The following is a 25,014-nucleotide window of genomic DNA, read 5'->3' on the forward strand; positions in this document are numbered from 1 at the left end:
TGAATTCCTGCAAGGCGGTACGTACAGTTCACCTGTGTTCGAATTTGATCCAACAAGGCCTAAGTGGCAGCAGATCGCCGAGGTGGTCCGGCAGCGGATCGCCAGCGGCGAGTACCCCGTGCGCGGACTGATCTCCGAGGTGAAGCTGGAGCAGGAATTCGGGGTTGCGCGCGAGACTGTCCGCAAGGCCACCGCTGCACTGCGGGAAGAGGGGCTGATCGTCACCACGCGAGGCATGGGCTCCTTCGTCGCCGAGCGGTGATCTTCCGCGCCCAGTCAGCGCCCTCGTAAGGTGCCCCCGTGTACATACCCTCCAACGCTCTCGACGGCAGCCGTCGATCCCGTCTCGCCAAGGGCGTCATGCTGTGCATCATCATGCTCATGCTCGGGGTGGGGCTGACCTTCACCACGTTCCGAGGGACCGGTGGTGACGTGCCGGCCATCGTCGGCTTCGGGGCCGCAGCAGTGTCGGCGTACCTGCTCGCCTGGTGGAGTGCTCGTTATTGGTACGCGGCTTTCTCCGAAGGGCGGCGACCCGAGCCGGTTCCTCAGCCCGACCCGTGGCCCTGGGCGCCGCCTCCGTTGATCATTGGCGTGGCCTTGGTTGTCTCGGGCGTCCGGGATTTGAGCCGAGGCGACAGCAGTGGGTGGTTCGGGGTGGGGATCGGCGTGCTGTTCGCGGTGCCCGGCCTTCTGGGGCTCGTAGTGCTGGTGCCGTTGGGTCGTGCCTCCAGGAACGGGGCCGATGGCGCCTCCGCCGCGTCCGCTCGGACGACCGAGCCGCCGAGGCCGCGTCGCGACTGGGGACCCATCGGCTGAAGCATTCCGCGGCGAACGGCCTGACCCCACCCGAGAGTGAAAGGAACGCAATGCTCTGGCGCGACGAGCGAGTCCGGTTCGGTGCCGGGATTGTCGGGGTCGTGATCGTCCTGATGACTGCCGGGGTTGTTCTCGTATTCGGGCTCGGCACTTTGAAGTGGCTCGTGCGCGACTCGGCACCGACTCTGATGGGCTGGCCCGGTGGGCCTTGGGCTGTTGGAGGCGGTTTCGGGCTGGTGACCGTTTTCGGCTGCCTTGGTGGGGCGCTGCTCGCGCCCGGCTTCTCGGTCCCAGGGGTGGCGGGGGCGAGGCGTGGGTTCCGTATCGCGGGGGCCGGGCTCTGCTGGGGGGCGGCGTACTGCTCCGGGATGTACATGCTGAGTGCCTTCATTCCCGGCAAACGCTGTGGGTCCGGGCCGAGTTGCGAGTACATCCCAGGCACGGGCAGCGCGTTCCTCTCGTACGCCATCACCTCGGGCGTGGTCGGATGGCTCGTCCACCGATGGCGTGCCGCGCGAGCCGAGGAACGCCGGCTCAGGGAGCGAGAGCGTATGCGGAAGCTCCGTAAGAAAGGCAAGGGGAAGAGCCGGGCGGCCGCTCGTCGGGGGTGACGTGTTGCTGTCGCTCGGATCTCGGGCGAGGCGCCGGGCGACTGCGCGTAGCCGAAAGGGACGGCTATCCTCACCGGGCCTGGTGAGGAGGCGGGGAGTCCATGTCTGTTGGATCAAGGGGTGGCAAGCCCCGGGCGCAGGGCCGTGGGCACTCGCTGGCAGGGAACATCGCATTCGGTACGGGGGCGGTGCTGGTCCTGGCGACCATAATGCTCGGCGGCTATGCGGGCGCGGTCCTCACCCATGGCTTGGCCGACGACTCCTTCTTGTCGTCAGCGGTTCCTGATGACGGACGGGTCGCCGTGATCATCGGGGGCGTCGGCATGGGGAGCCTGATGGGGTTGATGCTGCCTCTGCTCCTCCTCGCGGCGGTCCGGGGGACCAAGGAGAAGCCCAGGCTCGGGCCGGGCGAGGCGCTGCTCAAGGCTCTCGGCGTTGTGGTGATCGGCGCCTACCTGGCTGTCGTTTCGCTGCTTCCCGCTCAGCTCGGCTGGATCCTTCCCGAGAGGGTCGTCTCGCTGTTCAGCGTTCCCTTCGTCGGCTTCAGCTGGGCACCTCTGATGCTGATCCCTTGGGGACGGTTCGGGCTGGGGGGCATGGCACGGCTGCGCGTCGGCTCGCGAGGTCAGGGCGGGTCCAGCTCTGCCTGAGGCTGGCCCTGCCCGGAACGCAGTGCTAGACGTCACGTATATGGGTCCCATGTCAGCCGTACGAGGGGCTGGGGCTGGGGCTCGGAGTCGGCGTTATGGATCTGAATCGCTGACGCGAACGCTGCCTGCCTGTCCCTGCTGGAGGGCAGGCAACGCTGACGCTCGCCATGTCAATCCCGCGTCCGCTCCGAAGCCGTGACGCCGCCGCGGGAATCTCGAGCGTCGCCCGACTGCTCGTAGGCGGAACTCATCCTGGAACGATCAGTAAGTCCCCGAAGCAGGTTGTGGATCAGGTGGCAGGACGAGCGCTCAACGCGCTCTGGAGCGCCGGCTGCACGTCTTCCCCGAGAACGATGTGTGTCGTCTTGCCCGGCAGGGTGGGCAGCTCAGCCCAGTGAGTCACGGTGTTGTCGTCGGCAAGACTGTAGGGCACATGGACAATCCGGTCGGAGTCGACGAAGCAGTCCGTGTGTTCCGTCCCGTCCTCACTGAAGTGCCGATTTGTGAAAGTCATCGGCCTCACAATCCAGTATTCCTCCCCCAACGCTGTTTCTGACTCGGCGCTGTCGGCTGGGTACCGGCCCGTTATCGCCGCTGCCACCGGTGCACCGGGCTGTGGCAGCCTCTCGCGTGCGTCGACCCAGGTCACGTGGGTGTTCAGATTCGTCATCCCCATCCTCAGTTAAGCGGTCGGGTTCCGTTTTCTGTCCATGCGCCGGTACATCGGCAAGACCGTTGTACCGACCTCGGCGTCTTGTAGGACTGCCCAGCGCTTGCGCAGGTTGCCTGAGTCGGAACAAACACGGAACCAAGCGCTCCGCCACTGCCTGCCCTTCCTCTCGGGCCGCCGCAGATCACCAGGCGACCCCCGACCTCAAGGCGGACCACATCGCCGCTCACATTGCTTCCGGGGAGCTGCGACCTGGTGCGCGGCTGCCAGGCGAGCGCGACCTGGCGGCTGAGTACGGGGTCGCGCACTTGACCGCTCGCCGCGCCACCAGCGACCGCGGCTTCGTCGTCACGCTCCCCGCGAAGGGCACCTTCGTCGCGTACCCGGACGCGAACGAGCCCGCCGACGACAGCCAGGAGTAACGGCGTCGTCCACCCCGGCGCTCCTCCGTCACACCGCCTTGACGTGGACGTCGCCCGGGTTCAGCACGGCCAGATACGCCTCGATGTCCTCCGGGTCGCTGGTGAAGATCACGGCACTGCCATGCTTCACGGCGGACAGGGCCACCCACGCGTCCACCGCGTCTGGCTTCTTCTTGGCGGGGAGTTTCGCTTCCCCCAGTGCCGCGCCGATGCGGCGCCAGTCGATGACGTCAGGGCCGTTGGCGCACGCGATGCACTCCGGTCGGCCGGCTCTCGTCTCACGCATGGCTGGTTCGGATGTCCGGGCCTGCGGCACTGTGCAGTCCTTCAGGACGGCGGCCAGAGTGTGGATGGAGGCCGGACGCGGGCGCCACACCTGGGCGAGAACCGGACCGAGGACGAGTGCGCGGTGGGGAGTGGCCTTGAAGCCGTTGTGCAATGCGACGGCCTTGGCTTTCCGGTCCGCGAGGGCGATGAGCATTCCGGTGTCGTACACCGGGACTCTTGCGCTCACGCGGCGTGTCCGGGGCGGGCGGGCGAGCGGTCTTCACCGTAGACGAGGTTGAGAGCGGCTTCGACATCTCGCCGCTCCTGCTCTGTCAACTCCTCTGCCTTCACGTCTGGTTCGGACGGGAGGGCTGCCGCTTCCGCCTCCGCCTCGGCGATGAGGGCATCGAGCCCGGAGAACTGATCCTCTATAGCCTCGGTCTCCGCCATCTGCCGGGTCGCAGCGTGCACGAGGTACGCGGAGACGTCCATGCCTGCCCGCTCCGCGTGCTGCCTGATGCGCTCGGCCTGCTCCTGCTCAAGGCTGATGCTGATCCTGGTCTTGGCCACGAGAAGAGTGTATGACGCGTATTACGAAGTGTTCAAGCGGCTGCGGTGCAGATGGAGGACCCGAGTCGAACGCACGGATTCATTTCAATCTCGACGGTATCGATGATCCCGTAGCTTCGGCGCGGACAGGAGAAAGCGTCGACCCGAGCGGCTTCGAGGGACTGACCAACTGGGAGCTTTACCAAGCCCGTGAATCACCGCACGCATGGGATCGCATCACGTGGTACCGAGGAGGCCAGACAGTTGCCAACCCCTTCGCCTGACGATGCCCGAGTCGAGGTTCGGTTCAAGTCGTCCCGCACCTTCCGAATGTGGCGTTACGGAGTGGGCCACTCCCAGTTGCTGCTACGTGCGACCCCGGGTGGGGCTGAGCCCCGCTGCATCGACCTGCACTTTGAGGGCGTCGCTGCTGTCCAGCTCGGGATCCGGTACGTCGCTCCTGAGGTGCTTCTCGCCACAGAGCGCGAGCGCGCGGAGCTGGAGGCATTGGCTCAGTCAGGTGCAGGAGCACGCCATATCGCCCTTGCCTTGCGAACCGAGGCTGGCACCGGCCTGGTGCTGTGCAGAAGAGTCCGTGCCCTGCTCGGCGGCACGGATCCCTTTGGGGAGGTCGAGGACAGTGAGGTGTTGTGGAGCCATCGCGCCTGATCTTTACCCCGTAGCTCCAGTTGCGGGCCCTTGCGCCCAGACCGCCGAGCTGACCGGCCTGGGCCCCTGCTGGGCTGCCTGGGGGGCGGTGATTGGAAGGTTTGGGACACTCTCGACCCCAGAAGTACCTGGTCGCAGCGGACGGGGTTGTCCAAAACCTTCCAATTGGTGTTGTCCGGGGCAGCCGGGAGCCCGGCGACGGCACGCGTATGCGGGCCGGACTGCCGCCGGGCTCCGGTTGACGCGGGGCCGACCTGTCAGGGCAGCGCGTGCACGCGTGGTCTCACCATGTGGTCCACGTGTTTTCCGGCGCCGACCGCTCGTTGAGCGAGGCTCACTTTCTGATGGAAGGCTTCATGACCACAGAAGGCACCGAAGAGCACCTCTCCGTGTACCGGCTGCTGCCGAGCATGAGGGAGTTCCAGCTTCTCCACTTCGACAACTCGCTCGTGGACCTGATGCGCTGGCAGGCGAGTGGATCTCAAGGCCAATTCCCCATGGAGTTCACCGCCGAATGGGGAGGCCATCCGCGGTGGACCAAGAGCGAGTTTCCCACCGGGAACCCCAGCTCTCCCGTGCTCAGCTGTCGGCTGGCCGACTTGTTGAGAGATGACTTGGAGCGCGCGGGGCGCCTGCTACCGATCCGGATCGAGAACGCCGATGCGGACGACTACCTGCTGTACGTCGTGGAGCTGGTGGCCGACTGCCTGGACACCGAGAAGTCGTCGCCGGCGGACAAGCTAGGCAGAGTCCAGAGGTCGGTCTTCCGGCCGGAAGCGCTTCCCGCCGACGTACCGGCCTTCCGGCCGACCGGATTCCCCACAGCGGTCTGCTGGAACGGATGGGCCGTCGACCTCTTGAACGGTCTCCTGGGGGACCAGCTGGAAGCCCGACTGGTGTGGTCGGAAGATCCCAAGGACGTTCCTTATCCCGACCCTTGGGGATTCTGACGTGGGCAACACAGCAGAGACGGACTTCCGCGAACATGTGCGCCAGGGAGCCAAACGCATCCTGAACAGTTTTCCCGAGGCCCTCCGACCCGAGATCTACGTCGTCTCGTTCCGCCTCTGGCGCGTCGACCAGGACCCTCGCTACCCCTACGTGGCCATCGGTTACAACACCGAGAGCGAGGTCCGCCGTGTGATGGAGCAGGGGTGCGCCTACGAGGGGACGGCCCGCTGGGAGTACGCGTACTGGCTGCTGGAAGGGTTCGAGATGGTTGGGCACGTGCCCGAGGACCCGGTCGGCAGCAAGCTGCACCTGGCCGAGGCGCAGGCGGCGGGACTCTGGTACGAGGACGAAGGCAGCCTCTCCGACGAGGCGCGTGACGCCCTCGATGACCAGCTTGTCAGCCGCTTCGACGATGTGTGCATCGACGCCGCCCGACACCTTCATGCCGACGGTCACCTCACCCGGGTACTCGGACGGCAGGTCCCGGTCGTGCTGTTCGACATGGACCGCCCCGGTTGGGAGGTGGAAGCCACCGAGGCCGCCAATCCTCGCGAGGTGCTCGCCGACTTCCTGGAGCATCATTCGGTGAGATGAGCGACGGAAGGGACCAGGACCGGGCTTGCGACAGCAGGGCGGCCCAGAATGGATCGATGGACAGATCCAGCGGATCTACGCGGGTCTCAACCACAGTTGATCCGGTTTGGTGAGCCGATTATTTCTAGGCGCACTGCCGGTTCCTCCGGCGTACGCCTCGGACAATCGATGAGGGTTCTGTGGCTATTACTAGCGAGTGGCTCGATGAATGGCTGAAGCGCATGGAAGCGCTCACCTCTGCCTTCATAGAGGGGTTCCAGCTCGCCTTCGGTTATCCGCCGGGCGAGAACTATGTGGTATCGGTTTCGGGGGCATCAGGGGCAGGGGTCAAGGAGTTCGTGGGTGTCGGGGGCGTGCCCGAGGACCTGGTTGCCTTCTATCGGCGGGTGGGGAAGGTGAGTCTTCCGGATGTGGGTTCCGGCTTCTTTGTGCATTCGGTGGGCCAGACGGTGGCGGGGGTGTGTGGTGATCTCCCGACGCGGATCGTTGGCGCCCGCGAGGACTCCGTTGTCGTCTTCGGGTCCGATGGCGGGGGCGCGTTTTTCGCGCTGAGTGCCACCGATGGGGCGACCGTGTACCGGCTTCCTCCTTCTGGTGTTGAGGGAGGCGTCTACACGGAGGGAGCGCTTCCGTGCGAGGTTGTCGCGTCCGACCTGGCCGGCTTTCTGCGCCTCCTCGAGCATGAGCTGAAAGGGGGCCAAGGGCTTCGCGCTTCGTAGTAAAGGTCTGAGAGTTCACAACTCACGTACGACAACGGTCTGGTGGTGTCCGTAATGAAAGGTGACACTTCGCCCGGTATTGGCGACACTCTGGAGGCAGGGGGTTTCGGCTGCGAATGTTACACATTCCTGGGGTCTGTAACGTTCGTAGAACCGCCTACCAGTGGGCAGCAGTCGCACGCCGCCTGCGTATATCCGGCCCCCCTCTGTCGGGCGCATCGACGTGACAGGGAATGTGTCGGAGTGGAGTAATTCGCATGAACGCGCCGATTGAGAGGCTGACCCAGCTGGTTCCCCCTGCATCAACCCCCTCTCGGAAGGACTGGAGCCTGGTCGAGGAGGAGATCGGGACGCCCCTGCCTCACGACTACAAAGGGCTGATCGATACTTATGGTGGAGGGTTGTTCGACAACTGCCTCTGGTTGCTCGAGCTGGGATGTGAAAACAAGCACTACGATTTGCTTATCGAGGCAAAAGAGCGTGCGGAGGCTTTTGAATTGCTATGGGGGCACGGCGAAGAGAAGCCCAACGAGCTGGAAGAAGAGGGCAGCCGCGTAATTCCATGGGCTACCACAGAGAACGGTGAGTTTGTCTTCTGGCTGACTCGGCCTGGGCAGGGCCCCAACACCTGGACGGTGATGGTGAACGAAGGTCGCGGCCCCGAGTGGGAACGCCACCAGATGACCTGCACCAGCTTCTTGGTTGCGGTCCTGGAGGGAGACGTACGGTCGGAGATTCTCTGGGAACTCCCTGTCTCAGAGCATGAATTCCGTCCAAGTGGCGACTTTGTGTGACACCGCCTCCCAGGGCGAACGGTGGACCGCTCGTCCCGACGGCCCGTCAGTTCTTCGGCCCCGTCAGCCCGCCGACGCCTTGGCACAGAGGTATGGACGCGCGAGCAGCAAGCCCGTGCCCGTAATAGCGATGCCGAAGTAGACCGGCGCCAGGTGGATGAAGTCCGTGTAGTGGATCGCGGTGTGCACCACGACCGCCGGCAGGAAGCCGGCGGATGCCGCCGCGGTCAGGGTCCAGAACACCCAGGCCTCCCCCCGCCGCCAGCCCCACGCGCTGAGCAGCACGATGGCCACCGCGGCGGACATCAGGGCGCCGCCCAGCCCCGCGCGGTCGTGGGCGACGAAGGGCACAAGCCGGGGGTTCAGGGATTCCAGCGCCTCCGTGCTGGTGCCCAGGAAGGTCAGGTCGGTCGGTACGAAGACGCCGGTCAGGCCTACCACCGAGATCACCGCTCCGCCGGCGAACAGGCCCGCTCCCGTGACGATCAGCAGCAGCTGGCCGGTCAGCGCCCGTCGGCGTTCCGGTTCCGGGCCCTCGGGGGTCAGGTGCCAGCGCGGTGTGTGCGGGGTTCGGCGGACCGCGGCCACGAACATCGGGAACAGTACGAGGGCGGTGGCCGTGTGCAGGGGTTCCACGAAGCCGGTGGCCAGGAAGTAGAACAAGGTGGGGAAGCCGATCGTTCCCGAGAGCAGGTACACCTCGCGGGCCCAGGGCCAGCCGCGTCTGATCCCGCCCACGGCGAGGCCGGTGTAGAGGGCGCCGATCGATGCCATCGTGCCGGCCATGGTGATCCGGTCGTGCTGGAGGAAGTGGACGAGGTGGTGGTTGGCGGCGTGCAGTTGATGCACCGTCATGCCGAGGTAGTCGCGGTCGTACCAGAGCAGTACCGGCCCGAGTGTGATCGCCACGGCGCCGAGTCCGGCGCCCGTCATACCGAGCCCGACGAGCAGCGCCCACCACCAGGCGGGCCAGCGGCGCGGATCGCGGCCGACATCCCGTAGCCGCGGCGCGGGCGCGGTGGGCGTGGCTGCCTCGGTGACCCGTGCGAACCAGCCGGGTCCGGCCTCGACGAGCACCCCGGGCCGGGCGAGCACGACGGCGTCCGGCTCCTCGAGTGCGGCGGCCGCGGCGGTGACCGACGGGTCGGACACATGGATCACGTGCGGGTCGTCGCCGCTGGTGAACCCGTCGACGTGCGGCTTGAGGGCAGCCTCGGCCTCCGGGTCGCAGGCGCGGACGACCAGCGGGATCGAGCGGCCGGCAGCGGCCTTCCGTACGGTCTCCACGTCGGCCGCCGAGACGGGCGCCACCTCGACGACGCCGGCCCCGAGCGGGGGCATGGCGCGTACCGTTTCGCGGGCGAGCGAGGGCGGGACGGATATGCCGAGGCGGACGGTCACGGGTACGCCGGCGATCTCACCGGCGAGGCGCTCAGGCGGGTGGCGGTGGCCGAATCCCCGGGCGATCAGCCGCGCGCCGGCGGGACGGGAGCCGATCGAGGCCAGCAGCCGCAGTGCGGCTCGCTGCGAACGGCGACGGCCGAGGACGGCAGCGGCCGTGCCGCGCAGCGGGTGATACGTCCAGTCCGGCATCAGTCGCTCTTGCTCTCGCTCTCCGTCGCGGTCACCGGGGCGCCGGGCCACCGGGTGCGGTCCAGCCGAGTAAACCTCACCCGGTGTCGGCCACGTTCGGGGAGGGGACGTTGCCGGCGTATGTGACACATTCCGGTGATCTGTAACGTTCGTAGAAATGCCTGCCTGTGGGGAGCCGCCCTACACCACGTGCGTGTTGCGCGATCGGACTGCGCTCCATGGCCGCGCCTCCGCGGCTTCCCGAACGCCGGTACTCCAGCGTCTACTTCAAGCCCAACCCCGGACCACCTTCACGGAGCGAAATGCCCGAGTTGCCTATCTTGCCGCTTTGTTCAGGCTTGATGGTGCTTGATTGCGTGAATTGGGTCACGTTCGGGCGAATTGGGTGTTGTGAGTGCGTCTCGGCAACTTCTGCTTTGCAGAACGGAAGTTGAGGATCGCGTTCCGGAATAATCGGGCGATTTGCCCCTCGATTCGATGAGTTCAAAAGGGGCTCACTGGGATTTCACGGCTTGTTTCGGGTGTGTGCTCTCGCATACGTTCTCGGCGATCCGGGCGGAACGCCGAATCCTGCCGCCGTCCGGAACCCATCCATCCATGCGCTTCGGCAGGAGCGGGGGAACCAGGTAAGTCGCCGGTCCGGATTTCGGAACGGCTTGGGGTGAAGTCGCGCTCATCGTGCGGCCGGGCATCTCCCGCCCGAACCCGACAGCTCACCTCGCAGGCGCCGGAGAGGAATTCGCCATGTCCGCACGAGGTAAGCACCGTCGTTCGAAAGCCCGCCCCTTTGTCCGCGGTTTCGTCGCCGTGGGGACGGGTGGAGCCGCGCTCGTTCTCCCGATCATGGGGGCGACCGGCGCCGGCGCCGCCCAGCCGGCGCAGGTCACACAGGTCGCCCAGGAGACGCAGGCCACAGTCCCGCAGGTCCAGCTCGTCACGCACAAGGTGGCTTCGGGAGAAACCCTGTCCAAGATCGCGAAAAAGCACTCCGTGAGCGGCGGTTGGAAGAAGCTGTACAAGGCCAACAGTGCCGTCATCGGCACTGACCCGACGCGGCTTCGTCCGGGCCTCACGCTGACGGTCGGCACCAAAACCGTCCAAACGCCAGCAAACGAGGTGAAGGCGGCACCCGCGGCCACGCCCGCCGCCGAGCCCGCTGCCACGCCCGCCGCCGAGCCCGCCGCCGAGAAGACGTACACGAACGACCTCGACGGCTGGATCAAGGAAGCGCTGGACATCATGGCCCAGAACGGGATTCCGGGCTCGTACGACGGCATCCACCGCAACGTCATGCGCGAATCGTCGGGGAACCCGCAGGCCACCAACAACTGGGACTCCAACGCCGTGGCCGGTACGCCGTCCAAGGGCCTCCTGCAGACCATCGATCCGACCTTCCAGGCCTACCACGTGCCCGGTACGTCGATGGACCCCTTCGACCCCGTCGCGAACATCGCGGCAGCCTGCAACTACGCCGCCGACAAGTACGGCTCGATCGACAACGTCAACGGGGCCTACTGACCGGGCCTGAGCGAACCACCGGCCCCGGGTACCAGGTGACCAGGTACCCGGGGCCGGTGCACACCCATGCCAACCGCCCTACTGGCCGGGGAACTTCCAGATGAACGGCTCCCCGTCCTCCTCCGACCAGTGGACCTCCATCTCCTTCGCGTTCGCCGGGATCAGGTACGACTCACAGAACGTGTGGCTCTCGCCCTGCTTCCAGCTCTCGACGTCGTACGGGTCCTCGCAGCCGGGCGCGTCGTCGGAGGCGCCGATGAGGAGGGCGCCCCGCTGACCGTCGGCCCAGATGGTGGTGCCGTCGCCCGCGTCGGAGTCGGACGTCAGGGCCGGGCCGCCCTTGTGCGTGAACTTCAGGTGCGCGACCGCGAGCACCATGCCCTTGGCCTCCGCCTTGTCCTGCACCAGCTTCTGGGCCTCGGCCTCGGTGCCGACGTCCACCTTCTGCGCGGTGATGTCGTAGGTGACGTTGCCGTCCTCTTCCTCGACCTTGCCCTCGGCGCTTTCGCCCGTGGCCAGCTCGCCACCGGAGGCCGCCTCGGCCGGAGTTGCCGGCGCCTTCGGCTTGGCGGCGGCAGCGGGCTTCTTCGCGTCGTCGGCCTTGTCCTCCCCGCCGCCGCACGCGGTCAGCGCGAGCGCGAGAACGGCGACGGGCGCGGCGACGCGCAGGGCGGTTTTCTGGTGCAGCAAGACAAACTCCTCGTGAGTGTTGCGAGTGGGGGGATGTGCTCGCGCAGCGCCACAGCGGCACGGCACCACAGCGGCCCAGCCGCACAGCAGCAGCACAGTGCTACGCGGTCGAGGTGCCGATGTCGATTCCGATGCCGGTGCTCTACGGGGCGTGCAGCCACCGGAGTTGCACCAGGAAAAGCCCAACTGCTCGTCGGGCAGACGACGTTCCCCGTTGCGCGGACCGCTCGAAGCGGAAACGCGACCACCAGATCCTGAAGTACCGCCCCTCACGGTGTCAACAAACGCGAGTACTCACCGTCACAGAGGTGTGAGGGCGCAGTCGGCGGTGCGCCCTAGCGTCTGGCCGACCACCCCACCCTTCCCCGACCCGTGAGCAATTCGTGCAGGAACCGTGGACTCGGCATGACCATCGCATGTCCGTCGCACGTCACACCGTTCGCTCTCGCACAGCGGCACCCGCCCGCGAAGGCCCGTACCCAACGGGGAACCAACCGCCCCGCGTTGCGCGTGGATAACGTCGAGTCCTGTGAGGTTCGCGATCGTTGGCGCGCCTTGAGGGGCTTATGCGCCCCTGATACGGTGCGATGACTTGACACTCATTCCGGTCGCCGGTATTCGGCCAGGTCGGGCGGTACGTCCGATGCGGAATGGAGTGTCCTAAATGACAGAAACCTTCTTGGGTGTACGGGGAGCGGTTGCGTGAAGATCCAAGAGCGTACGGGGGCGGGTAACAACCGTTCCGCGGCGCCGGCTCAGCCGGCGATGGGTGAGCGTCTTCCCGCGCCGCCTCGCGAGCGCAAACCGGCACTCGCCGCTCTCGCCGTGCTGCTCATCCTGCTCGGAGCGCTCGGGGCGACGATGCTCGTGCTGCAGGCCGGGGATCGTGTCGAGGTCATTCAGGTGAAGAGGGGCGTCACCATTCAGGCCGGCGAGTCCGTAGCCAAGAGCAAGGTGACCTCTGTACTGGTCAATGCGGACTCCGACGTCAACTATGTCAAGTGGTCCGATTTCACCACCCTCCAGAAGCTCAAGGCCAAGTCCACCATCTACGGGGGCTCCGTCGTCGTCGGCGAGATGTTCGGCGAGGCAGCCTCCCTCCCCGCCGGCAAGGCCTCCGTAGGCCTCGCCCTCAAGGAGGGCCAGTACCCGGCCAACGTGCTGAAGACCGGCGACACCGTCGCCGCCTACCGTGTGGACGACACCAGCACGGGCTCCAACAACAACAACTCCTCCGGCGGTACGTCCACGGACACCGACACCCTCCTCGTCGACAACGCCCGCGTGGACACCGTGAACAGCAGCGACGACGCCACCATCAGCACCGGCAACCTCGCCATCACGGTGCTCGTCGACCAGGACGACGTCCCCGCCCTCGCCCAGGCCGCCGCCGCGGGCAAGGTCGCCGTCGTCCTCGTGCCCGGCAACTAAGGGCGAGAGAGACAACAAGAGACATGGCGCTCATCGCTCTCGCCGCCGACAAGGGTTCCCCCGGCGTCACCACGGCCGCCGTCGCCCTCGCCGCGGTCTGGCCCCGCCGGGCTCTGCTGGCGGAGACCGACCCGGCCGGCGGTGACCTCGTGTACCGCAGTGCCGCCGCGCACGGCGGTCCGCTGAACCCCAACACCGGCATGCTGTCCATCGCCGCCACCGCACGCCGAGGACTCGTACCGGATCAACTCTGGGACCACGTACAGCCGTTGAGCGGCGGCCTCGAGGTACTGGTCGGGCTCGGGAACGCCGAGCAGGCCGCCGGGCTCGCCGGGCTGTGGCCCACCCTCGGCCGGGCCTTCGCCCACCTCGCCGACTCGCCGAACGCGCCCGCCGACGTCATCGCCGACTGCGGCCGGGTCGCCGGGGACACCCCCGCCGTCGAGATGTTCTCGCAGGCCGCCCTCGTACTCCTCATATCCCGCACCGAGCCGGAGGCCATCGCGCGCGTACGCGACCGGGCCGCCGCCCTCACCGCCAGGCTGCACGGCGGCTCCCGCGGCGCCGCCTCCCTCGCGACCCCGCTCATCGGCGTCATCCTCATCGCCGACCCGGGCGACTCCGCCAAGCTCGTCCACCAGGTCAACGACATGCTGGTGGCCGCGCAGACCGGCGCCCGCGTCGTGGGCACGCTCGCCGACGACCCGTCCGGCGCCGACCAGTTGGCCGGACGCAGGCGCGGCCGGCTCGACAAGTCGCTACTCATCCGCTCGGCGCGCAAGGTGACCGCGGACCTCTACCAGCAGTTCGGGGCGGCCTGGGCCGTACCGGTCGGCGGGCCGGGCGGGCAGCCCACCGCGGGGGCCGGCCGATGACCGCTGTCGACCACCAGCTGGTCAAGCGGTTCCGGCAGGAGGCCGGTGACCGCATCGCCGAGCAGCGCCGCCTCGACCAGGTCTCCGGCGTCACGCCGATGTCCAGCGAGGACGAGCGCCAGTACGCCCGCGCGGTCATCGCCCAGATCCTCGAGGAGTACGCCCGTACGGAGATCAACTCCGGTCGTACGCCACTGGATGCCGAGACCGAGGAGCAGTACGCGGCCGCCGTGCACGCCGCCCTCTTCGGAGTCGGCCGGCTCCAGCCCTTGCTCGACAATCCCGAGGTCGAGAACATCGACATCAACGGGTACGACCAGGTCTTCGTCGGATTCGCGAACGGCGAGGAGATCAAGGCCGATCCCGTCGCCGAGAACGACGAGGAGCTCATCGAGCTCATCCAGATCCTCGGCGCGTACTCCGGTCTCTCCTCCCGGCCCTTCGACTCCGCCAATCCGCAGCTCGACCTGCGGCTGCCGGACGGTTCGCGACTGTCCGCCGTCATGGACGTCACCCGACGCCCGGCCCTGTCCATCCGCCGCGCGCGCATGGGCAAGGTCTTCATGTCGGACCTCGTCGGCAACGGCACGCTCACGCCCGAGATCGGCCACTTCCTCGCCTGCGCCGTCCGGGCCCGTAAGAACGTCATGATCGCGGGCGCCACGAACGCCGGTAAGACGACCCTGCTTCGCGCGCTCGCCAACGAGATCCCGCCGCACGAGCGCCTCATCACCGTCGAACGCGCCCTGGAACTCGGCCTCGACCAGTTCCCCGACCTGCACCCGAACGTCGTCGCCTTCGAGGAGCGCCTGCCCAACTCCGAGGGCCTGGGCGCGATCTCGATGGCCGAGCTGGTGCGCCGGTCGCTGCGTATGAACCCCTCGCGCGTCATCGTCGGCGAGGTCCTCGGCGACGAGATCGTGACCATGCTGAACGCGATGTCGCAGGGCAACGACGGCTCGCTGTCCACGATCCACGCGAACAGCTCCAGCGAGGTCTTCAACCGTATTTCGACGTACGCGCTCCAGGCCAACGAGCGGCTGCCCATCGAGGCCAGCCAGATGCTCGTGGCGGGCGCCGTGAACTTCGTCGTGTTCATCCAGCGGCGCAACAACTACCAGACGGGCGGCCGACTTCAGCGCATGGTCACCTCGATCCGTGAGGTCAACGGCGTCGACGGACGCGTCCTGTCCAGCGAGGTGTTCGCCGAGACGGCCGACGGCAGGGTCGTACCGCATGCGCCTCTGTCCTGCGTCGACGACCTGGTCGCGTACGGCTATCGCGGGCCCGCCGGGAACTGGGGCTGATGGGGATGACCGAGATGACGGCCATGACGACCATGGCGGAGGCGACGGAGACGGCGGGGGCGACTGTGCAGCTTGCCGCGCTCGGCTCGCTCGGCTCCATGGGCGGGCTCTTCTCCACGACCATGCTGTACGCGCTGGCGTGCGGTGTCGCCGTCGGCGGCGGACTCGCGCTGTTCGCGGTCGCGGTCCGGGGACTGCCCGCCAAGCCCCAGCACGAGAAGCAGAAGTCCGGCCGGCGGGCCGGTGAGCTGATCCGGTTCGCCGGTCAGCGCGGTTCGATCGCGGCGGGCGCCGGAATCGTCGTCCTGTTGCTCACCCGCTGGGCGGTGGCCGGTATCGCCACCGCCGTACTCGTCTTCTTCTGGGAGAAGCTCTTCGGCGGCGCCTCCGAGGAGAAGGCCGCCATGCGCCGCGTAGAGGCGCTCGCGTCCTGGACCGAGTCGCTGCGTGACACGATCGCGGGCGCGGTCGGCCTTGAGCAGGCCATCCCGGCATCCGCGCGCGCCTCCGCTCCCGTACTGCGCCCGCACCTCGACGCCCTCGTCGACCGGCTCCGCTCCCGTACGCCACTGCCCGAGGCCCTGCAGCACCTCGCCGACGAGATCGACGATGCCTCCGCCGACATCATCGTCGCCGCACTCATGCTCAACGCGCGGCTGCGCGGCCCGGGTCTGCGCCAAGTCCTGGGCGCGCTCGCCAAGTCGGCGCGCGAGGAGGTCGACATGCGGCAGCGCGTCATGGCGCAGCGGGCCTCGACTCGCCGGTCCGTACAGATCGTTGTCGCCGTCTCGGTCTCCTTCGTGCTCGGCCTGTCCATCTTCAACCGCGAGTTCGTCGAGCCGTACGGCACGGCGGTCGGACAGCTCGTACTCGCCTGCGTCTGCGGCCTGTTCGCGCTCGGCTTCTGGTGGCTGCGCAAGCTGTCGACGATCGAGACGCCGGAGCGGTTCCTGGTGCGGGACGAGGCGGCGGTGCAGTTCGTACGTCCCCGTATGCCGGCCCAGTCGCAGCCGTCGCCGTCAGGGCCGGCGCAGGCGTCGGTGCCGTCCGAAGAGGGGGTACGTCGCTGATGGACCTGACCATGCCGATCGTGATCGGCGCCGTGCTGGGCCTGGGCGTCTACGCCCTCGTACGCGCCCTCATGCCGTCCAAGCGCAGCGCGGTCTCCCAAGTCGCGCGCATCGACGCGATGCGGGCGCGGGGCGCGGCGTACGAGTCCTCGCATCGCACCGCCGACGCCGGGCGACTCGGGTCCGTACGGGCCCAAGTGGGCGCGCGGGTCGCCGAGTTCTATATGCAGCAGGGCTGGGAGCAGCGGTCGCTGCGGGCGGATCTCGCGGTCTTGGACCGGAGTTGGGAGAAGTTCCTCGCGACGAAGGTGCTGCTGGCGGCCGGGGGAGTGTTCTTCGGGCCGCTGCTGTTCGCCGTGGTGTGGACGCTGGGAGTGGGCAGCAGCCCGATCATCCCGGTCTGGCTGGCGCTGCTGTTCGCGGTCGTCTTCTTCTTCCTGCCGGATCTGGAGGTGCGGCGGGACGCGGGCGAGAAGCGGCGTGACCTGCGGCGCGTGATCGGCGCGTATCTGGACCTGGTGTCGATGAGCCTGGCGGGTGGCCGCGGTCTCCCGGAGGCCCTCATGGCCGCCGCCGAGATCTCCGACGGCTGGGCGACCCAGCGGATCCGTAACGCGCTGAACGACGCGCGGATCACCGGCATCAGCCAGTGGCAGGCGCTCGGTTCGCTCGGCGAGGAGCTGGGCGTCGAGGAACTCAAGGACCTGTCGGCGTCGTTGGCGCTCGTCGCGGACGACGGCGCGAAGGTGCGCGAGTCGCTCGCCTCGCGCGCCGAGACGATGCGGCACCGCGAACTCGCCGATATCGAGGGCAGCGCGGGGGAGAAGTCGCAGTCGATGCTCGTGGCACAGCTGCTGCTGTGCGCGGGGTTCCTGGTCTTCCTGATCTTCCCCGCCGCGATGCGTGTGTTCCAGGTCTGAAGCCGACTACTACCTTCTGAGAGGACAACTCACCATGAACGGACGGAACTTCAGCACCGGGATCCCGGGGGTGGACTTCCTGATCACCTTCCTCCAGGGGAGGGTGCAGCGCGCCCGCTCCGGCGAGCTCGACCGGGGCGCGTCCGCGGTGGAGTGGGTGATCATTTCGGCGGTTGTCGTGGCGATCGTCGGGGTGGTCGCGGCGATCATCAACGAGGCGCTGGAGGGCGGCGCGGAGAAGGTGCAGGACTGCATCGAGGGCGCGGACGCGGGCAGCACCTGCTGAATTCGCCTTCTCTCATACGGGGTTGCTGGTGAGCGTACGACGCTGGGTACGTCGCCGGGTGGAGGCCGCCTCCGCCCGCGGTGACTCCGGCATGACCGCGATCGAGTTCGTGCTGCTCACGCCGGTGCTCTTCTTCATGATCTTCGCGACGGTGCAGTTCGCGCTGTACTTCTTCGCCGACCATGTGGCCCAGGCGGCGGCGCAGGCGGGTGCGCGGAAGGCGCGCGCGACGGCGGACGAGCAGCCGGGCGCCTGGCGGGGCGAGGCGCAGGACGTGGTCGACAGCTATATCGCGCAGCTGGGGCCGCAGTTGGTCCTCGCTCCCGACGTGACGATGCTCCAGCCGGAGGAGAACACGGTGGGTGTGGAGATCACGGCTCGGGTGCCGTCGGTCTTTCCCGGGCTTGATCTGACGGTGCATGCGGAGTCGTCGGGGCCGGTGGAGCGGTTCGTGGAGGACGTGAACTAGGTGCGCTCTTTCGTACGGGCATGGGCGGGGGTTGTTCGGTCACGGGTGCGGGTTCTGGCTTCCCGCGACCGGGACCGTGGGCTGTCCACGATCGAGGTGGTGATCCTCGCCCCGGTGATGATCCTGTTCATCCTCGTCCTGGTGGCTTTCGGCCAACTGGTGGACGGACGCGGGGCGTTGGACGGCGCGGCGCGGGATGCGGCGCGCGCCGGTTCGATCCAGAAGGACCATGCCACGGCGATGGCGGAGGCGGAGAAGGCCGCGGAGGCGAATCTCGATGATGTCTGCTCGGGCCCGGTGACGGTGAACCAGACCAGCCCAGGCTTCGAGCCCGACACGATCTTCACGGTCGAGGTGAGCTGTGAGGTGCGCGGCCTCGACATGATCGGCCTGGACATCCCGACGACGCTGACGGCCAGTTTCAGCTCGCCGCTCGACCCGTTCCGGAGGACGGCGTGACGCTGCGCTCTGCTGTACGCGGATGGGTGTCGGTGCGCCGGGCCCGTATGGACGACCGGGGCTCGGGCGCCGGCGCGGTCATCATCTTCGCGCTCGTGTTCCTGTCCCTGTCGGCCTTCGTCATCGACGGCGGCCTGTCGATCTCCAAGCGCGAACGTGCCGCCGACATCGCCGAACAAGCCGCCCGCTACGCCGCCCAGGACATCGACCTGGACGCCCTCTACGACAACGAGGCCGGCCCCGCACCGATCCTCTTCGAGAACTGCAACGCCCGCGTGAAGGCCTTCGCCAACGAGATGGACATGTCCGGCGCGGACATCGGCGCCACGCACTGTGTGGCCGCGAACGCGGACGAGGTGGAGGTCGAGGTCCAGCTCACGTACGCCCCGGTCTTCACGGGCATGTTCTACGGCGGAGACGTGGTCGTCCACGGCCAGGCGGTGGCGGAGAACGAGGTGGGCTGAGGCCCGTTTGGACGTTGAGGGGGGCGGGCCTACTTGTCGCCGCCGCCCTTTCCGCCCCCGCCCTTCTCCTTCGTCTTCACGCTGTCGCGGGCCTTCTTCGCGAGGTCGTCGTCGAGCTTCTTGAACTCGCGTACAACGGCGTCGGACATGCTGGCCAGCGCGTCGAGCTGCTGGTTGATGTCCTCGCGGCCGTCCTCCCAGTTGGACTCGAACTCCTCGAGCTTGTCGTAGACGCCGCCGTCACCTATGTCGTCCCGGTAGGACTCGAAGAGCTTCTTGGTGTGGTTCATACGCTGCTTGATGTCGCGCAGCCGGGTTCCGTAGTCCTCCAGCTCGCTGAGCGGAAGCGCGAGGTCGGGCTTGGCCATGTCTTCGATCCCCCGGGGTATCTGTGCCGCCTGCGGACCCATCAGAACGTACGTGTGAAAGTACCGCATCGGTCTGACAGGCGGAGTTCGCTGCGCCGGCGCATGTGTCCTGTCGGGCAGCGGCGGAAGATCTGGGAAACCTGCACACCATTCACCGGGAGGTCATGCGGAACCTGAATAACTGTCACACCTGTTTCGCGGCATGAGGCTTTGGCGGGTGGATGTCCGGCTTGGAAACCTGGTGGCAACTGTTGTGCGTGCAGCGGTGTGAACGGCTGTGTGAAGGAGTTGGGGCGTTTGGTGATTCGGTCGTCACAGTAGTGAAGTCGGCCATCGGAATGCGTCCCGTAGCGGCCACGAACGACTGGCCGTGCCTTCGTTGGCGTGCTTTGATCCTGCGCACGGTGTGAGTCTCCGGGAATGGTTCCTGGTGCTTTCGGGAATCCGGCGAACTTCACCATCGGGAAATTCACCTTCGAAGGGAATCGCGCGTCATGAACTTTGCCCCGCAGGTTGAAACGGCTGAGATCTCCGACTCCGGCTTGGACGGCATCTCCGGCGGTCTCGCGGCCGACGTGTTCGGCGGCGGCCACCTCCAGGTCGCGTCCGTCGACGTCTGCGCCGACGTCTTTGCCGCCGCCTCGGCCGAGGGTGTCGTGGCGGGCGTGGGTGTGCACGCCGCCGCCCACTGACACTGACGAAGCGGGTGCCCCGGCAGGGGGTGGCGGCGAGTCGCGATCAGCGCACCCGCCGTCCGCCGTCACCAGGTCCGGGTCCCGTCCGCCGGCTGCCGGTGGCGCCCGTCATCGGTGCGCGTGCCCGGGCTCACGTCATGGGCATGAATTCGGGCAGGGTGAGGGCCGAGTGGGCCGGTCGCCCCTCCGTGGAGGAGGGCATGGTGCTGAGTTTGCGCAGCATGTCGTTGCGCTGCTCCAGGGCCCGGGCGGTGGTGGGGAAGAGTGTGGCGTCGCCCTCGCCGACCTGTTCCTGGTTCACGGTCACAAACTCACGGGTGTTGTGTTCGTAGGCGGCGAAGCCCGCGGCGTGGTCCCGGTCGGACAGGGAAGCGGCGAGCATGTACGCGCCGACGAGCGCGAGGCTGGAGCCCTGTCCGGTAAGGAACGAGGGCGCGTACGCGGCGTCGCCCACCAGCGCGACCCTGCCACTGGACCAGCGGGGCATGCGGATCTGGCTGACCGCGTCGAAGAACAGGTCATCCGTGTCGCGCATGGCGGCAAGCATGCCCGGGACCTCCCATCCCGCGTCGGCGAAGACCGCGGCGACCAGGTCCCGTTGGGCTTCCGGGTTCCGGAACGCGCCGAACGGCGGTTCCGGATGGGCGAAGTTCAGGAAGGCGTGCACTTCGTCGTCGTCCCCCACGGCGTAGAGTGCCGCGGCTCTGCCCGGGGTGTTCCACATCATGGTCTCGTGGGAGAGCCTGAAGGTGTTGCGCATGGTGAACACGGCGAAGCAGTAGCCGAGGTACCGGTGGAACTGCTCTTCGGGGCCGAACAGGAACTCGCGGGTACGTGAGTGCAGGCCGTCCGCACCGACCACCATGTCGAACGTACGCCTGCTGCCCCCGCGGAAGGTGACGTCGACCCCGTGGCCGGACTGGTCGAGGGTGTCGATGGAGTCGTTGAACAAGAACTCCACGTCGTCACGGACCGCCGCGTACAGAGCGCCGGTCAGATCACCGCGCCGTATCTCCAGGTCCCGTCCCGCGACACCGCCGGTGACGGTGTGCGGGTTGAGCGAGGCCACCTCGCCGCCGTCCCCGTCGAGGAAGGTCAGCCGGCGTAAGTCGATGTGCGCGTCCTGCAGTCGCGGCAGGATTCCCATCCTCCGGACGACCTCGAGTGCGGTGCCGCGTACGTCGATGGGGTAACCACCGTCACGAATTGTGCTCGCCTTCTCGACCACCGTGACCGCGAATCCGTAGCGGTTCAGCCAGAACGCGAGGGCGGGCCCCGCGACGCTGGCCCCGGATATCAGGACCTTGCGCCTCGACGTGGAACGGATGTCCCTCAACTGATCGGTGCGGGTCATTTCTTGGCTCCTTTGCTCATGGAACGGACGACAAGCAGGGACAGCACCGCGACGACGCCGGCGATGAGGAAGCCGGTGGCGAAGGCCGATTCGGCCGGGTCATCCGACCCGGAAGGGGTCCCCGCGGTAAGGAGCACGCCACCGAGCATTCCGCCCACGGCGGAGCCCAGCACGCGCGTCACCAGGATCAGGCTGGTGGCGATGCCGGTGTCACTTTCATCGACGGAAGAGACGATGCTGGTCACCATGGCCGTAACGCACAGGCCGTTGGCAAGCGCGATGAGCGCCTTGCCGACGACGATGTGCCAGACCTCGGTGTGTGCGACTGACAGGGCGAGCATGGCGGTGGCCATGATGACGACCGCGGCAGCGGCCACGGCACGCGAGCCGAAACGCCGCTCCCCGAGCCCACCCGCCGGCCCGGCCAGCGTCCCGGCCACGGCGCCGGGCAGGAGGATGAAGCCGATCTCGGTGGCGCTGGCCCCGAAACCGTACCCGTCGCCGGACACGTCGAGCAGCTGCGGAACGAGAAAGACCCCCGTCGCGGTGCCGAGGCAGATCACGAACGTCAGCACACACGACTTCCAGATCACAGGCCGCGCCAGCATGCTCAGATCGATCAGCGGCGCGGCCGCACGACGTTCAACGGCTATCCATCCGGACACGAAGGCGGCCAGAAGCACGAGGAGGGCGACGAGCACGAGAGGCTGCGAGCCGGCGTCGGGCGCCACCGCGAGCGAGAGCATGAGCGTGACCAGTATCCCGCTCAAGAGAAGCATGCCCGGCCAGTCGATCCCGGCATCGTCCGACCGGCCCGGCTGATCAGCCGGCATCAGCCTGTTCACCAGCAGGGTGAACCCAATGACGGCGAACGTCGGCACCGCGAACATCCAGTGTCGGGAGAGCGCTTCCGCCACGGGCCCGGCCGCCAGCAGTCCCACCATCGATCCCCCCACGAACATCCCGCTGACCAGCCCGATGGCCACCTTCGACTCTCCCGCGGGGAGGTGCTTGCGCACCACGATGAACGACAGCGGCAGCGCGCCTATCATCGCCCCCTGCAGTACCTGGCCGAGCAGCAGCACGGGAAGGTTCGGCGCCATCGCGGACACCAGGCCGCCGACCGAGACCACCGCCATCAGCCTGATCAGGACTCGTTTTCCGCCGTAGCGGTCGCCGAGCTTGCCTGCGAGCGGAGTAACGAGCGCGCCGGTGATGGCGAGCACGATGTTGAGCAGCGCCCCTGTGGATGGACTGATATCCAGCTCGCGTTGCAGGAGCGGGAGCGTCGGCGCCACCACCGACTCCAAGGCACCGGTGGAGATTGCCAGCAAGCCGAGAGCCCAGACAGCGGCTTTCCCCATGCGGACCTGGGGAGCCAGGGTTGTGGTCATGGACGTCCTTTCCGTCATTGCCGGGCGAGTGAGGGGTTCGGCCGTACGCGTTGCGCTGCCGCCTTGCCCGGCCCGGCGCGGACACAGCGGCCATTTCACGCGGGGCGCGGTGTGCTTGGTGCTTTGTGGACAGGTCCGAGGTCGTCCGGCGGGGTGAACCCGGGGAAGCGGTACCTGAGGTGGCGCATGCGCGGCTCCGCCGGGCGGAGCGGGTGTACGAGTACGGCACGCGCCAACCATGAGCCCGACACTACACTACACCGTGCAGTGTAGAACGGCTAAGATATGCCCATGCCGACCACGAAGACACTGCGCGAGGGGTCCACGCGGAAGCGGGCCGCCATCCTCTCGGCGGCCCGGGAACTGTTCCTCGCCAACGGCTTCGACCGGACCAGCGTCGACGCGGTCGCCGCCCGGGCCGAGGTGTCCAAGCGGACGGTCTACGACTACTTCGGCGACAAGCGGACACTGCTGCAAGCAGTCGTCGACGCCGTCGGCCAGTCGCTGATCACCACGATCCGGCGCACCCTCGACGAGACCCTCACCGACCTCACCGAGGCGGCCGACCTCGAGGACGCCCTGGTCACGTTCTCGATGCGTATCGCGACCGACATGCTCGGCTCGGCGGATTACGCAACGCTGCAACGACTGGTCCGGGCGGAATCCGGCCACCTGCCGCACCGGGACGAAAACCCCCTGGCCGACACCCCCGACGAGGCAATTGCCGAGCGGTTCGCCGCCTTCGCCGCGGCCGGGCTGCTCGACGTCCCCGACCCCCGACTCGCGGCCGACCAGTTCCTCGCGCTGACCTTCGGCGTCGCACTGGACAGGCTCGGTTCCGCGAACGCCGCGGAGGACACCCGCGTCCAGCCACTCGTCGTCGAGGGAGTACGGACCTTTCTCCGGGCATACCGAACCAGGTAGGGCTGCGCCGGCGCGGCTGGTCCACTCACGTCCTGCTGCGGCGCCGGCGTGCGATCGAGCGCGACGAGGAGGCCGTCGAGGTGTGGAAGACGGGGGTGTGGCCGCAGGTAAAGGGACTGCGGCCCACCTGGGCACCCACATTTGCTTCGAGGACGAGGCAGGCCAGAGGCTGAGCCCGCCGAAGGGACGCACCTGGGCGCCGCGCGGGGCCCGTCCGGTGGTGCGGGTGCGCGGCCGCAACCGGGGCCGGGTCAACATCGCAGGCGTGAGCGTCCACGCTGCCGCTCACTGACGGAGTGTGCGTCGCGGGGATGGGCCGCGGGGCCAGTATGCGAAAAGCCTGAACACTTTCCAGGGAAGTGTTCAGGCTCCGCTCGTTCGAGCACCTGGAGGACATTCTCGCCCGGTGTGTTCACGTTTTTTGCGGGTGGTGTCCTGGCGGAGGGGTCCGGTGCGGTTACCCGGTGCGGTTACGTCGAAGGCGTGGCCAGGGCTCCGGAACGTATGGAGTGGAGGAGATGGGCCAGGGGGGTGGGGGCGGTGGTGAGCTGGGTGGTGGGGGTGTCGCTTTCGCGGAGGTGGATCGTGGTGGGGGTGGCGGCGAGTTCGACGCAGGCGTTGCCTTCGCCACCGCCTGAGAAGGAGGACTTCTGCCAGGTGTCAGGAGTGGTCATGCCTCGCCTCACAGTTCCTTGGCCAAGCGGTGGATGAAGTCACGCGACCGCTCGGGCTCGAATGACACGCTCTCTACCTTACGGAAGAGCGTTCGAAGGCGGTCGAGTTGGGCTTCGGCGTCGATGAACGCCGTGCCATACGGTGCGTCACGCACGACTGTGTCCAAACGGGGCACTGTGCCGCCCATGTACACCATGGCGCTTCCGGCGCCGGCGAACCCATCCAGGTCGTAGGGGATGACGCGTACTGTCACGTGGTCCGCTTCGGAGAGTTCCAGGATTCTGGTGAGCTGGACCCGCATCGCAGTGCGGTCGCCGACTCTGATCCGTAGTGCCGATTCGTGGATCACCGTTTCGTAGGGGGTCGGCTGGGGTCCTTCGAGGATCGCGCGACGCCGCATCCTGTGGCTTACCCACGAATCCAGTTCGCTTTCTGAGAGTTCGGGGGTCGTGAACGAGAAGAGGGCACGTGCGTAGTCCTCTGTCTGGAGCAGCCCGGGTACGTGGAGGAAGTCCACATCGCGCCGGGACGTGGAATGGTGCTCCAACTCCGACAGGTCCAGGAAAGGGGAGGGCAGGACCCCGCGGAACTCCTCCCACCAGCCACGTGTCCTATCGATGGCCATCTTCACCAGGCCGTCGATCAGGGCTTCGTCGAGGCAGGCGTACAGGGTCGCCAGGCGGCGCAGGCGCACTTCACTCACGCCGGTGAGGGCGGACTCGATGTGGGTCATCTGTGTGGAGTTCACTCCGAGAAGTGAAGCGCTCCGGGATCGGTGGAGGCTCTATGCGTTGACTCCAGCCGCCG

The 25,014-nt window shown here is 67.6% G+C and carries 30 protein-coding genes, 2 pseudogenes and 1 riboswitch; of the genes and pseudogenes, 22 read left to right on the plus strand and 10 right to left on the minus strand.

Annotation, left to right across the window (positions count from 1 at the left end):
• The first annotated feature begins 34 nt into the window (after nt 1-34).
• The 4 genes from IEZ21_RS35585 (at nt 35) to IEZ21_RS35600 (ending at nt 2,080) form a co-directional block, all read left to right on the plus strand.
• Nucleotides 35-262 (plus strand): GntR family transcriptional regulator, encoded by a 228-nt coding sequence (locus IEZ21_RS35585; RefSeq protein ID WP_033309133.1) that lies wholly within the window; start codon nt 35-37, stop codon nt 260-262.
• A 38-nt stretch (nt 263-300) separates the two neighbouring features.
• Entirely contained in the window at nt 301-819 is a 519-nt protein-coding gene (locus IEZ21_RS35590) for a hypothetical protein (protein WP_189325934.1), read from the plus strand.
• 50 nt (nt 820-869) lie between these two features.
• Nucleotides 870-1,430, plus strand: coding sequence for a hypothetical protein (locus tag IEZ21_RS35595; protein WP_189325935.1), 561 nt, complete (start codon nt 870-872; stop codon nt 1,428-1,430).
• A gap of 101 nt (nt 1,431-1,531) precedes the next feature.
• Nucleotides 1,532-2,080, plus strand: coding sequence for a hypothetical protein (locus IEZ21_RS35600; RefSeq protein ID WP_189325936.1), 549 nt, complete (start codon nt 1,532-1,534; stop codon nt 2,078-2,080).
• 289 nt (nt 2,081-2,369) lie between these two features.
• On the opposite strand, the gene IEZ21_RS35605 is transcribed toward IEZ21_RS35600, so the two are convergent.
• Nucleotides 2,370-2,750 carry an AQJ64_40280 family protein gene (locus IEZ21_RS35605; RefSeq protein WP_189325937.1) on the minus strand — a complete coding sequence of 127 codons (381 nt, stop codon included), beginning with the start codon at nt 2,748-2,750 and terminating at the stop codon, nt 2,370-2,372.
• Here IEZ21_RS35605 and IEZ21_RS48965 point away from each other — a divergent pair.
• On the plus strand, nt 2,711-3,172 hold the full coding sequence (locus IEZ21_RS48965; protein ID WP_373302350.1) for a GntR family transcriptional regulator: 462 nt from the start codon (nt 2,711-2,713) through the stop codon (nt 3,170-3,172). The genes IEZ21_RS35605 and IEZ21_RS48965 overlap by 40 nt on opposite strands.
• A gap of 28 nt (nt 3,173-3,200) precedes the next feature.
• Here IEZ21_RS48965 and IEZ21_RS35615 read toward each other — a convergent pair whose 3' ends face one another.
• Both IEZ21_RS35615 and IEZ21_RS35620 read right to left on the minus strand, forming a co-directional pair.
• The gene (locus tag IEZ21_RS35615; RefSeq protein WP_189325938.1) at nt 3,201-3,686 is read right to left on the minus strand and encodes a hypothetical protein; all 486 of its coding nucleotides are present in this window, start codon (nt 3,684-3,686) and stop codon (nt 3,201-3,203) included.
• Complete coding sequence (locus IEZ21_RS35620) at nt 3,683-4,009, minus strand: plasmid mobilization protein (protein WP_189325939.1); 327 nt, start codon at nt 4,007-4,009, stop codon at nt 3,683-3,685. The genes IEZ21_RS35615 and IEZ21_RS35620 overlap by 4 nt, the downstream gene beginning before the upstream one ends.
• A gap of 947 nt (nt 4,010-4,956) precedes the next feature.
• Here IEZ21_RS35620 and IEZ21_RS35625 point away from each other — a divergent pair.
• From IEZ21_RS35625 to IEZ21_RS35640, 4 genes are all read left to right on the plus strand, one after another.
• The gene (locus tag IEZ21_RS35625; protein WP_189325940.1) at nt 4,957-5,607 is read left to right on the plus strand and encodes a hypothetical protein; all 651 of its coding nucleotides are present in this window, start codon (nt 4,957-4,959) and stop codon (nt 5,605-5,607) included.
• A 1-nt stretch (nt 5,608) separates the two neighbouring features.
• Complete coding sequence (locus tag IEZ21_RS35630) at nt 5,609-6,202, plus strand: hypothetical protein (RefSeq protein ID WP_246568478.1); 594 nt, start codon at nt 5,609-5,611, stop codon at nt 6,200-6,202.
• A gap of 221 nt (nt 6,203-6,423) precedes the next feature.
• The gene (locus IEZ21_RS35635; RefSeq protein ID WP_189325941.1) at nt 6,424-6,921 is read left to right on the plus strand and encodes a hypothetical protein; all 498 of its coding nucleotides are present in this window, start codon (nt 6,424-6,426) and stop codon (nt 6,919-6,921) included.
• 257 nt (nt 6,922-7,178) lie between these two features.
• Nucleotides 7,179-7,715, plus strand: a complete 537-nt coding sequence (locus IEZ21_RS35640) for an SMI1/KNR4 family protein (protein WP_189325942.1) — start codon at nt 7,179-7,181, stop codon at nt 7,713-7,715.
• 63 nt (nt 7,716-7,778) lie between these two features.
• Here the strand turns inward: IEZ21_RS35640 and IEZ21_RS35645 are convergent, their stop codons facing one another.
• Nucleotides 7,779-9,308: a hypothetical protein gene (locus IEZ21_RS35645; protein WP_189325943.1), complete on the minus strand. Its 1,530-nt coding sequence runs from the start codon at nt 9,306-9,308 to the stop codon at nt 7,779-7,781.
• Between the two features lie 590 nt (nt 9,309-9,898).
• Nucleotides 9,899-10,050, plus strand: a riboswitch (cyclic di-AMP (ydaO/yuaA leader).
• Between the two features lie 2 nt (nt 10,051-10,052).
• Here IEZ21_RS35645 and IEZ21_RS35650 point away from each other — a divergent pair.
• Nucleotides 10,053-10,826 carry a transglycosylase SLT domain-containing protein gene (locus IEZ21_RS35650; RefSeq protein ID WP_189325944.1) on the plus strand — a complete coding sequence of 258 codons (774 nt, stop codon included), beginning with the start codon at nt 10,053-10,055 and terminating at the stop codon, nt 10,824-10,826.
• A 78-nt stretch (nt 10,827-10,904) separates the two neighbouring features.
• On the opposite strand, the gene IEZ21_RS35655 is transcribed toward IEZ21_RS35650, so the two are convergent.
• A complete protein-coding gene (locus IEZ21_RS35655) occupies nt 10,905-11,516 on the minus strand; it encodes a hypothetical protein (RefSeq protein WP_189325945.1) in 612 nt (203 codons plus the stop codon).
• Between the two features lie 702 nt (nt 11,517-12,218).
• Here IEZ21_RS35655 and IEZ21_RS35660 point away from each other — a divergent pair.
• From IEZ21_RS35660 to IEZ21_RS35700, 9 genes are all read left to right on the plus strand, one after another.
• On the plus strand, nt 12,219-12,947 hold the full coding sequence (locus IEZ21_RS35660; protein WP_189325946.1) for a hypothetical protein: 729 nt from the start codon (nt 12,219-12,221) through the stop codon (nt 12,945-12,947).
• Between the two features lie 23 nt (nt 12,948-12,970).
• The gene (locus IEZ21_RS35665; RefSeq protein WP_189325947.1) at nt 12,971-13,822 is read left to right on the plus strand and encodes a hypothetical protein; all 852 of its coding nucleotides are present in this window, start codon (nt 12,971-12,973) and stop codon (nt 13,820-13,822) included.
• The gene (locus IEZ21_RS35670) at nt 13,819-15,129 is read left to right on the plus strand and encodes a TadA family conjugal transfer-associated ATPase (protein ID WP_189325948.1); all 1,311 of its coding nucleotides are present in this window, start codon (nt 13,819-13,821) and stop codon (nt 15,127-15,129) included. Before IEZ21_RS35665 ends, IEZ21_RS35670 begins: the two co-directional genes overlap by 4 nt.
• 98 nt (nt 15,130-15,227) lie before the next feature.
• Nucleotides 15,228-16,199, plus strand: coding sequence for a type II secretion system F family protein (locus IEZ21_RS35675; RefSeq protein WP_189325974.1), 972 nt, complete (start codon nt 15,228-15,230; stop codon nt 16,197-16,199).
• Nucleotides 16,199-17,119, plus strand: coding sequence for a type II secretion system F family protein (locus tag IEZ21_RS35680; protein ID WP_189325949.1), 921 nt, complete (start codon nt 16,199-16,201; stop codon nt 17,117-17,119). The genes IEZ21_RS35675 and IEZ21_RS35680 overlap by 1 nt, the downstream gene beginning before the upstream one ends.
• Nucleotides 17,120-17,153: 34 nt before the next feature.
• On the plus strand, nt 17,154-17,405 hold the full coding sequence (locus tag IEZ21_RS35685; RefSeq protein WP_033319544.1) for a hypothetical protein: 252 nt from the start codon (nt 17,154-17,156) through the stop codon (nt 17,403-17,405).
• Nucleotides 17,406-17,427: 22 nt separating this feature from the next.
• On the plus strand, nt 17,428-17,874 hold the full coding sequence (locus IEZ21_RS35690; RefSeq protein ID WP_189325950.1) for a TadE family protein: 447 nt from the start codon (nt 17,428-17,430) through the stop codon (nt 17,872-17,874).
• Between the two features lie 45 nt (nt 17,875-17,919).
• On the plus strand, nt 17,920-18,333 hold the full coding sequence (locus IEZ21_RS35695) for a TadE/TadG family type IV pilus assembly protein (protein WP_189325951.1): 414 nt from the start codon (nt 17,920-17,922) through the stop codon (nt 18,331-18,333).
• A 47-nt stretch (nt 18,334-18,380) separates the two neighbouring features.
• Nucleotides 18,381-18,797 carry a pilus assembly protein TadG-related protein gene (locus IEZ21_RS35700; RefSeq protein ID WP_189325975.1) on the plus strand — a complete coding sequence of 139 codons (417 nt, stop codon included), beginning with the start codon at nt 18,381-18,383 and terminating at the stop codon, nt 18,795-18,797.
• Nucleotides 18,798-18,826: 29 nt separating this feature from the next.
• Here IEZ21_RS35700 and IEZ21_RS35705 read toward each other — a convergent pair whose 3' ends face one another.
• Nucleotides 18,827-19,165, minus strand: coding sequence for a hypothetical protein (locus IEZ21_RS35705; RefSeq protein WP_189325952.1), 339 nt, complete (start codon nt 19,163-19,165; stop codon nt 18,827-18,829).
• A 494-nt stretch (nt 19,166-19,659) separates the two neighbouring features.
• Here IEZ21_RS35705 and IEZ21_RS35710 point away from each other — a divergent pair, with 494 nt between their 5' ends.
• The gene (locus tag IEZ21_RS35710) at nt 19,660-19,857 is read left to right on the plus strand and encodes a hypothetical protein (protein WP_189325953.1); all 198 of its coding nucleotides are present in this window, start codon (nt 19,660-19,662) and stop codon (nt 19,855-19,857) included.
• Between the two features lie 133 nt (nt 19,858-19,990).
• Here IEZ21_RS35710 and IEZ21_RS35715 read toward each other — a convergent pair whose 3' ends face one another.
• Nucleotides 19,991-21,214: an FAD-dependent monooxygenase gene (locus IEZ21_RS35715; protein WP_189325954.1), complete on the minus strand. Its 1,224-nt coding sequence runs from the start codon at nt 21,212-21,214 to the stop codon at nt 19,991-19,993.
• Nucleotides 21,211-22,608 (minus strand): MFS transporter, encoded by a 1,398-nt coding sequence (locus IEZ21_RS35720; RefSeq protein WP_189325955.1) that lies wholly within the window; start codon nt 22,606-22,608, stop codon nt 21,211-21,213. The genes IEZ21_RS35715 and IEZ21_RS35720 overlap by 4 nt, the downstream gene beginning before the upstream one ends.
• Before the next feature lie 291 nt (nt 22,609-22,899).
• On the opposite strand from IEZ21_RS35720, the gene IEZ21_RS35725 reads away from it, so the two are divergent.
• Both IEZ21_RS35725 and IEZ21_RS49160 read left to right on the plus strand, forming a co-directional pair.
• Nucleotides 22,900-23,532 (plus strand): TetR/AcrR family transcriptional regulator, encoded by a 633-nt coding sequence (locus IEZ21_RS35725; RefSeq protein ID WP_189325956.1) that lies wholly within the window; start codon nt 22,900-22,902, stop codon nt 23,530-23,532.
• 2 nt (nt 23,533-23,534) lie between these two features.
• Nucleotides 23,535-23,821 (plus strand): annotated as a pseudogene (locus IEZ21_RS49160) (IS630 family transposase); the annotation flags it as partial.
• A 181-nt stretch (nt 23,822-24,002) separates the two neighbouring features.
• Here the strand turns inward: IEZ21_RS49160 and IEZ21_RS35730 are convergent.
• On the minus strand, nt 24,003-24,206 hold the full coding sequence (locus IEZ21_RS35730) for a DUF397 domain-containing protein (protein ID WP_189325957.1): 204 nt from the start codon (nt 24,204-24,206) through the stop codon (nt 24,003-24,005).
• Nucleotides 24,207-24,214: 8 nt separating this feature from the next.
• Nucleotides 24,215-24,970 (minus strand): annotated as a pseudogene (locus IEZ21_RS35735) (DUF5753 domain-containing protein); the annotation flags it as partial.
• Between the last annotated feature and the right edge of the window lie 44 nt (nt 24,971-25,014).

It is taken from the genome of Streptomyces flaveus (assembly GCF_014647675.1).
Lineage (GTDB): Bacteria > Actinomycetota > Actinomycetes > Streptomycetales > Streptomycetaceae > Streptomyces > Streptomyces flaveus.

What these genes read in the sequence shown, in the direction of transcription:
- IEZ21_RS35640 (WP_189325942.1), top strand. Translation starts at nt 7,179, where the DNA reads ATGAACGCGCCGATTGAGAGGCTGACCCAGCTGGTTCCCCCTGCATCA.
- IEZ21_RS35715 (WP_189325954.1), bottom strand. Translation starts at nt 21,214, where the DNA reads ATGACCCGCACCGATCAGTTGAGGGACATCCGTTCCACGTCGAGGCGC.
- IEZ21_RS35730 (WP_189325957.1), bottom strand. Translation starts at nt 24,206, where the DNA reads ATGACCACTCCTGACACCTGGCAGAAGTCCTCCTTCTCAGGCGGTGGC.
- IEZ21_RS35705 (WP_189325952.1), bottom strand. Translation starts at nt 19,165, where the DNA reads ATGGCCAAGCCCGACCTCGCGCTTCCGCTCAGCGAGCTGGAGGACTAC.
- IEZ21_RS35680 (WP_189325949.1), top strand. Translation starts at nt 16,199, where the DNA reads ATGGACCTGACCATGCCGATCGTGATCGGCGCCGTGCTGGGCCTGGGC.
- IEZ21_RS35725 (WP_189325956.1), top strand. Translation starts at nt 22,900, where the DNA reads ATGCCGACCACGAAGACACTGCGCGAGGGGTCCACGCGGAAGCGGGCC.
- IEZ21_RS35675 (WP_189325974.1), top strand. Translation starts at nt 15,228, where the DNA reads ATGGGCGGGCTCTTCTCCACGACCATGCTGTACGCGCTGGCGTGCGGT.
- IEZ21_RS35665 (WP_189325947.1), top strand. Translation starts at nt 12,971, where the DNA reads ATGGCGCTCATCGCTCTCGCCGCCGACAAGGGTTCCCCCGGCGTCACC.
- IEZ21_RS35720 (WP_189325955.1), bottom strand. Translation starts at nt 22,608, where the DNA reads ATGACCACAACCCTGGCTCCCCAGGTCCGCATGGGGAAAGCCGCTGTC.
- IEZ21_RS35605 (WP_189325937.1), bottom strand. Translation starts at nt 2,750, where the DNA reads ATGACGAATCTGAACACCCACGTGACCTGGGTCGACGCACGCGAGAGG.
- IEZ21_RS35700 (WP_189325975.1), top strand. Translation starts at nt 18,381, where the DNA reads ATGGACGACCGGGGCTCGGGCGCCGGCGCGGTCATCATCTTCGCGCTC.
- IEZ21_RS35650 (WP_189325944.1), top strand. Translation starts at nt 10,053, where the DNA reads ATGTCCGCACGAGGTAAGCACCGTCGTTCGAAAGCCCGCCCCTTTGTC.
- IEZ21_RS35645 (WP_189325943.1), bottom strand. Translation starts at nt 9,308, where the DNA reads ATGCCGGACTGGACGTATCACCCGCTGCGCGGCACGGCCGCTGCCGTC.
- IEZ21_RS35670 (WP_189325948.1), top strand. Translation starts at nt 13,819, where the DNA reads ATGACCGCTGTCGACCACCAGCTGGTCAAGCGGTTCCGGCAGGAGGCC.
- IEZ21_RS35635 (WP_189325941.1), top strand. Translation starts at nt 6,424, where the DNA reads ATGGAAGCGCTCACCTCTGCCTTCATAGAGGGGTTCCAGCTCGCCTTC.
- IEZ21_RS35685 (WP_033319544.1), top strand. Translation starts at nt 17,154, where the DNA reads ATGAACGGACGGAACTTCAGCACCGGGATCCCGGGGGTGGACTTCCTG.
- IEZ21_RS35710 (WP_189325953.1), top strand. Translation starts at nt 19,660, where the DNA reads ATGAACTTTGCCCCGCAGGTTGAAACGGCTGAGATCTCCGACTCCGGC.
- IEZ21_RS35595 (WP_189325935.1), top strand. Translation starts at nt 870, where the DNA reads ATGCTCTGGCGCGACGAGCGAGTCCGGTTCGGTGCCGGGATTGTCGGG.
- IEZ21_RS35600 (WP_189325936.1), top strand. Translation starts at nt 1,532, where the DNA reads ATGTCTGTTGGATCAAGGGGTGGCAAGCCCCGGGCGCAGGGCCGTGGG.